Origin of the sequence: Metabacillus rhizosphaerae (assembly GCF_037201795.1) — a bacterium.
GTDB classification, from domain to species: domain Bacteria; phylum Bacillota; class Bacilli; order Bacillales; family Bacillaceae; genus Metabacillus; species Metabacillus rhizosphaerae.
Genome location: NZ_CP147403.1, coordinates 360,617 through 367,500 on the forward strand (window position 1 = coordinate 360,617; position 6,884 = coordinate 367,500).

Genomic DNA, 6,884 nt, shown 5'->3' on the forward strand with positions numbered 1-6,884 from the left:
CTAAACTAAGCGTTTAAACTCAGTGAATTACTTGAATTGTTATCGTTATCTAGTTTTCAAGGAACATAAAGCACAGGATGTGCAAATGCTAGATGCATTTAAACTCCTATGTCTTTTCTTACTTATAATGAAAGATCTAAAATGATCTCTCAAAACTAAACAAAAACCAAGTGTGCCTCATTTTCCTTAGAAAGGAGGTGATCCAGCCGCACCTTCCGATACGGCTACCTTGTTACGACTTCACCCCAATCATCTGTCCCACCTTAGGCGGCTGGCTCCTTACGGTTACCCCACCGACTTCGGGTGTTACAAACTCTCGTGGTGTGACGGGCGGTGTGTACAAGGCCCGGGAACGTATTCACCGCGGCATGCTGATCCGCGATTACTAGCGATTCCAGCTTCATGCAGGCGAGTTGCAGCCTGCAATCCGAACTGAGAATGGTTTTATGGGATTGGCTTGACCTCGCGGTCTTGCAGCCCTTTGTACCATCCATTGTAGCACGTGTGTAGCCCAGGTCATAAGGGGCATGATGATTTGACGTCATCCCCACCTTCCTCCGGTTTGTCACCGGCAGTCACCTTAGAGTGCCCAACTAAATGCTGGCAACTAAGATCAAGGGTTGCGCTCGTTGCGGGACTTAACCCAACATCTCACGACACGAGCTGACGACAACCATGCACCACCTGTCACCACTGTCCCCGAAGGGAAAGGTATATCTCTATACCGGGCAGTGGGATGTCAAGACCTGGTAAGGTTCTTCGCGTTGCTTCGAATTAAACCACATGCTCCACCGCTTGTGCGGGCCCCCGTCAATTCCTTTGAGTTTCAGTCTTGCGACCGTACTCCCCAGGCGGAGTGCTTAATGCGTTTGCTGCAGCACTAAAGGGCGGAAACCCTCTAACACTTAGCACTCATCGTTTACGGCGTGGACTACCAGGGTATCTAATCCTGTTCGCTCCCCACGCTTTCGTACCTCAGCGTCAGTTACAGACCAGAGAGTCGCCTTCGCCACTGGTGTTCCTCCACATCTCTACGCATTTCACCGCTACACGTGGAATTCCACTCTCCTCTTCTGTACTCAAGTTCCCCAGTTTCCAATGACCCTCCACGGTTGAGCCGTGGGCTTTCACATCAGACTTAAGAAACCGCCTGCGTACGCTTTACGCCCAATAATTCCGGACAACGCTTGCCACCTACGTATTACCGCGGCTGCTGGCACGTAGTTAGCCGTGGCTTTCTGGTTAGGTACCGTCAAGGTACCAGCAGTTACTCTGGTACTTGTTCTTCCCTAACAACAGAACTTTACGACCCGAAGGCCTTCATCGTTCACGCGGCGTTGCTCCGTCAGACTTTCGTCCATTGCGGAAGATTCCCTACTGCTGCCTCCCGTAGGAGTCTGGGCCGTGTCTCAGTCCCAGTGTGGCCGATCACCCTCTCAGGTCGGCTACGCATCGTTGCCTTGGTGAGCCGTTACCTCACCAACTAGCTAATGCGCCGCGGGTCCATCTGTAAGTGATAGCCGAAACCATCTTTCAATTCTGAACCATGCGGTTCAAAATGTTATCCGGTATTAGCTCCGGTTTCCCGGAGTTATCCCAATCTTACAGGCAGGTTACCCACGTGTTACTCACCCGTCCGCCGCTAACCTCTGGGAGCAAGCTCCCATCGATTCGCTCGACTTGCATGTATTAGGCACGCCGCCAGCGTTCGTCCTGAGCCAGGATCAAACTCTCCAATAAAGTGTTTGATATAGCTCATAAGTTTTGTACTATATAGTACGTTTTTGTTAATTAAAAATTAACGTTGGCACGCTTGGTTTTGTTTAGTTTTCAAAGATCATTTATTAGTCGTTCTTAACGACTAGGTATTTATCATAACATTTATACTTTTTTAAGTCAATAACTTTTTTAAAAGTTATTTTTCTGAAATAGTAATGTTACTTCTGTTTGAGGACAGGAGTTAATAATAACCTATATTTATAAATGAGTCAATCATTCTAGTAAACTTTTTTAATAAAATTTTAGATGAACTTGTATATAGAAAGAACCTAAAGTGTCTTCTTCTCATTTTCTGTAAAAACCCTTGATCTCGTTAAAAACCTTACACCCTCAGGCCCTTCTAATGAAAACATCCCACCTCTTCCTTCGACAACATCAATAATTAATTGTGTATGCATCCAATAGCCATATTGTGCTTTACCTATATAAAACGGACATTCCTCAATATATCCTAGTAAAATATCTTGCTCACCAATTAAAACTTCATCTGCTTGGTAGCACATCGGTGAACTACCATCACAACACCCTCCAGATTGATGGAACATTAATGGACCATGTTTCTGCTTTAAATCACCAATTAATTCAGATGCTTTTTTTCTACAAACTACTTTTTTAACTTCCTCCATACCTCTTTCCTCCTTAATAATGTAAACTTCCGCATTAAACTTAAGATGCGGAAGTTTACATATTTTATATATTAAAAGAATCCTAATTTAGTTTGACTATAGCTAACTAACATATTTTTTGTTTGCTGGTAATGACTAAGCATCATTTTGTGATTTTCTCTTCCTATACCAGACATTTTATAACCACCGAATGCTGCATGTGCAGGATAAGCGTGGTAGCAGTTTGTCCAAACACGTCCAGCTTCAATTCCTCTCCCAAATCTGTATGCAGTATTTATATCTCGAGACCAAACTCCTGCACCTAATCCGTATAAAGTATCATTTGCAATTCCCAATGCATCTTCCTGATTTTTAAATGTAGTGACCGAAACTACCGGACCAAAAATTTCTTCTTGAAAGATCCTCATTTGATTATGCCCTTTAAAAACAGTTGGTTTTACATAATATCCTCCGCTTAGGTCACCTTCTAGATATTTTCTTCCTCCTCCGGTTAAGAGTTGCGCTCCTTCTTGTTGCCCGATATCAATATAAGAGAGTATTTTTTCTAACTGTTCTGTAGAGGCCTGTGCACCTATCATTGTGTCAGTATCTAAAGGATTAGCCTGTATAATTTCATTAACACGCTTTAATGCCTTTTCCATAAAGTCATCATAGATAGATTCTTGAATTAAAGCACGGGATGGACAAGTACAAACTTCTCCTTGATTAAGAGCAAACATAACAAACCCTTCGATTGCTTTATCTAAAAAGTCATCATCTCTATCCATTACATTTTCAAAGAATATATTTGGAGACTTACCACCAAGTTCGAGTGTAACTGGGATTAAATTCTGAGATGCATACTGCATAATAAGTCGCCCTGTTGTTGTCTCACCTGTGAAAGCGACTTTAGCTACACGGTTATTAGTAGCAAGTGGTTTGCCTGCCTCTACCCCAAAACCATTAACAATATTAACAACACCCTTTGGCAAGAGATCTGCGATTAATTCCATTACAACTAAAATACTTACAGGTGTTTGTTCTGCAGGCTTTAGTACAACACAATTTCCAGCTGCAAGTGCAGGTGCAAGTTTCCAGGTTGCCATTAGAATTGGAAAGTTCCAAGGAATGATTTGTCCTACTACTCCGAGTGGTTCATGAAAATGATAAGCAACAGTGTCTTTATCTACCTCACTTATGCTTCCCTCTTGAGAGCGTATACACCCTGCAAAATACCGAAAGTGATCAATTGCTAATGGAATATCTGCATTCAAAGTTTCCCTAATAGGCTTTCCGTTATCCCAAGTTTCAGCCACTGCTAGCATTTCTAAATTTTGTTCTAGCCTGTCCGCAATTTTGTTTAAAATATTTGCTCTTTCGGCGGCAGACGTTTCACCCCATGATTTTTTCGCTGCATGTGCTGCATCGAGCGCATGTTCAATATCATCAGATGAAGATCTAGCTACTTCACAAAAAACACGCCCATTCACTGGTGATACATTCTCGAAGTATTTTCCTTTTACCGGTGGCGTCCATTCTCCACCAATATAATTTTCGTACTTTGATTTAAATGTAACCTTTGACCCCTTTGTACCCGGTTCTGAATAAATCAATTAAAATCCCTCCTATTAATTATTTCAAGACAGAAAATGATAGTAGAAAGTTTATTATGTAAGCCTTGTCCAATCTATCAATATATACCTATTCTTCAAAAATGGGTTTATTACATTAATAAGAAAAAACTTGTCCAAAACTTCTCATTACTGTTTAAATACTAATCAGAGAAATAGTGAGTAATGAAAAATAACCGCCTAAATTAGACGGTTACTTTTGTATAATCCCCTTACATTTAGGGCATTCATATAGACTTCCAATCTCACCATAACTTCTTTGTAAAATTTCTTCCATTAAAATGTTACATCTAGGGCAGTTCAGCTTTTTGCTTTGTCTTTTTTCAGATGACAAAACTACGACACCTCCTAGTGTATTATATTAAATAAAACTTTTTTAGGTTCTTTCATTGCCTTATGCTTCTCCCACTCCTCAGGCTAGTAGGTTAAATTTGTCTTTGATCCTAAATTATAGACCTTACGGTTTATAAAAAGACAATAAAAAAAGGATCAGTATCTCTACTGATCCTTTTCTCTCTTACCTGGCAACGTCCTACTCTCACAGGGGGAAACCCCCAACTACCATCGGCGCTGAGAGCTTAACTTCCGTGTTCGGATATCGGCTTGCGATAAGCGGCGAATCTCTTCGTCAGCTTGTTCATTCAGATCCTCATGTGCCAAGAACGCACATTCCGGTCTTCACTCTCTGCGCTTCCTCACTTGCACAGGATGTGCTGACTTCTACGTTGCCACAGGACGTGGCGGTTTTTAGTAGAAGTTCCTTTATATGCTTCTCCCAAGCCTCAGGCTAATAGGTTAAATTTGTCTTCAGTTTTAAATAATAAACCTTTCGGTTTAAAAAATATCAAAAAAGATCAGTATCTCTACTGATCTTTTTCTCTCTTACCTGGCAACGTCCTACTCTCACAGGGGGAAACCCCCAACTACCATCGGCGCTGAAGAGCTTAACTTCCGTGTTCGGCATGGGAACGGGTGTGGCCTCTTCGCCATCATTACCAGATAATTTATGAAATTGAAGGGATGTTCCTTCAAAACTAGATAACGATTCACAATTCAATTCACTTTATTTAACGCTTTTATTAGGTTAAGTCCTCGATCGATTAGTATCTGTCAGCTCCACACGTCACCGCGCTTCCACCTCAGACCTATCAACCTGATCATCTTTCAGGGATCTTACTAGCTTACGCTATGGGAAATCTCATCTTGAGGGGGGCTTCATGCTTAGATGCTTTCAGCACTTATCCCTTCCGCACATAGCTACCCAGCTATGCCTTTGGCAAGACAACTGGTACACCAGCGGTGCGTCCATCCCGGTCCTCTCGTACTAAGGACAGCTCCTCTCAAATTTCCTACGCCCACGACGGATAGGGACCGAACTGTCTCACGACGTTCTGAACCCAGCTCGCGTACCGCTTTAATGGGCGAACAGCCCAACCCTTGGGACCGACTACAGCCCCAGGATGCGATGAGCCGACATCGAGGTGCCAAACCTCCCCGTCGATGTGGACTCTTGGGGGAGATAAGCCTGTTATCCCCGGGGTAGCTTTTATCCGTTGAGCGATGGCCCTTCCATGCGGAACCACCGGATCACTAAGCCCGACTTTCGTCCCTGCTCGACTTGTAGGTCTCGCAGTCAAGCTCCCTTGTGCCTTTACACTCTACGAATGATTTCCAACCATTCTGAGGGAACCTTTGGGCGCCTCCGTTACATTTTAGGAGGCGACCGCCCCAGTCAAACTGCCCACCTGACACTGTCTCCCAGCCCGATAAGGGCTGTGGGTTAGAATTTCAATACAGCCAGGGTAGTATCCCACCGACGCCTCCACCGAAGCTAGCGCTCCGGCTTCTCAGGCTCCTACCTATCCTGTACAAGCTGTACCAAAATTCAATATCAGGCTACAGTAAAGCTCCACGGGGTCTTTCCGTCCTGTCGCGGGTAACCTGCATCTTCACAGGTACTATAATTTCACCGAGTCTCTCGTTGAGACAGTGCCCAGATCGTTACGCCTTTCGTGCGGGTCGGAACTTACCCGACAAGGAATTTCGCTACCTTAGGACCGTTATAGTTACGGCCGCCGTTTACTGGGGCTTCGGTTCAAAGCTTCGCTTACGCTAACCTCTCCCCTTAACCTTCCAGCACCGGGCAGGCGTCAGCCCCTATACTTCGCCTTGCGGCTTCGCAGAGACCTGTGTTTTTGCTAAACAGTCGCCTGGGCCTATTCACTGCGGCTTTTCCGGGCTATTCACCCTAAAAAGCACCCCTTCTCCCGAAGTTACGGGGTCATTTTGCCGAGTTCCTTAACGAGAGTTCTCTCGCTCACCTTAGGATTCTCTCCTCGCCTACCTGTGTCGGTTTGCGGTACGGGCACCTCTCACCTCGCTAGAGGCTTTTCTTGGCAGTGTGGAATCAGGAACTTCGGTACTATAGTTCCCTCGCCATCACAGCTCAGCCTTATGTGACAACGGGATTTGCCTCGTTGTCAGCCTAACTGCTTGGACGCGCATATCCAACAGCGCGCTTACCCTATCCTTCTGCGTCCCCCCATTGCTCAAATGGTGAGGAGGTGGTACAGGAATTTCAACCTGTTGTCCATCGCCTACGCCTTTCGGCCTCGGCTTAGGTCCCGACTTACCCTGAGCGGACGAGCCTTCCTCAGGAAACCTTAGGCATTCGGTGGAGGGGATTCTCACCCCTCTTTCGCTACTCATACCGGCATTCTCACTTCTAAGCGCTCCACTAGTCCTTACGGTCTAGCTTCACAGCCCTTAGAACGCTCTCCTACCACTGTTCTAAAAGAACAGTCCACAGCTTCGGTGATACGTTTAGCCCCGGTACATTTTCGGCGCAGAGTCACTCGACCAGTGAGCT

2 protein-coding genes and 3 rRNA genes (1 of these 5 cut by a window edge) are annotated in these 6,884 nt (G+C 44.8%); all 5 read right to left on the reverse strand.

The features are described 5' to 3' along the window. Positions 1–190 precede the first annotated feature (190 nt). A 16S ribosomal RNA gene (locus WCV66_RS01800) occupies positions 191–1,740 on the reverse strand. Between the two features lie 308 nt (positions 1,741–2,048). Beyond that, a complete protein-coding gene (locus tag WCV66_RS01805; protein WP_338787774.1) occupies positions 2,049–2,405 on the reverse strand; it encodes a DUF779 domain-containing protein in 357 nt (118 codons plus the stop codon). Positions 2,406–2,476: 71 nt separating this feature from the next. Beyond that, entirely contained in the window at positions 2,477–3,997 is a 1,521-nt protein-coding gene (adh, locus tag WCV66_RS01810) for an aldehyde dehydrogenase (RefSeq protein ID WP_338787775.1), read from the reverse strand. Between the two features lie 902 nt (positions 3,998–4,899). Continuing rightward, positions 4,900–5,015, reverse strand: a 5S ribosomal RNA gene (rrf, locus tag WCV66_RS01815). Between the two features lie 80 nt (positions 5,016–5,095). Next, positions 5,096–6,884: ribosomal RNA gene (locus tag WCV66_RS01820) — 23S ribosomal RNA — on the reverse strand (it continues 1,142 nt past the right edge of the window).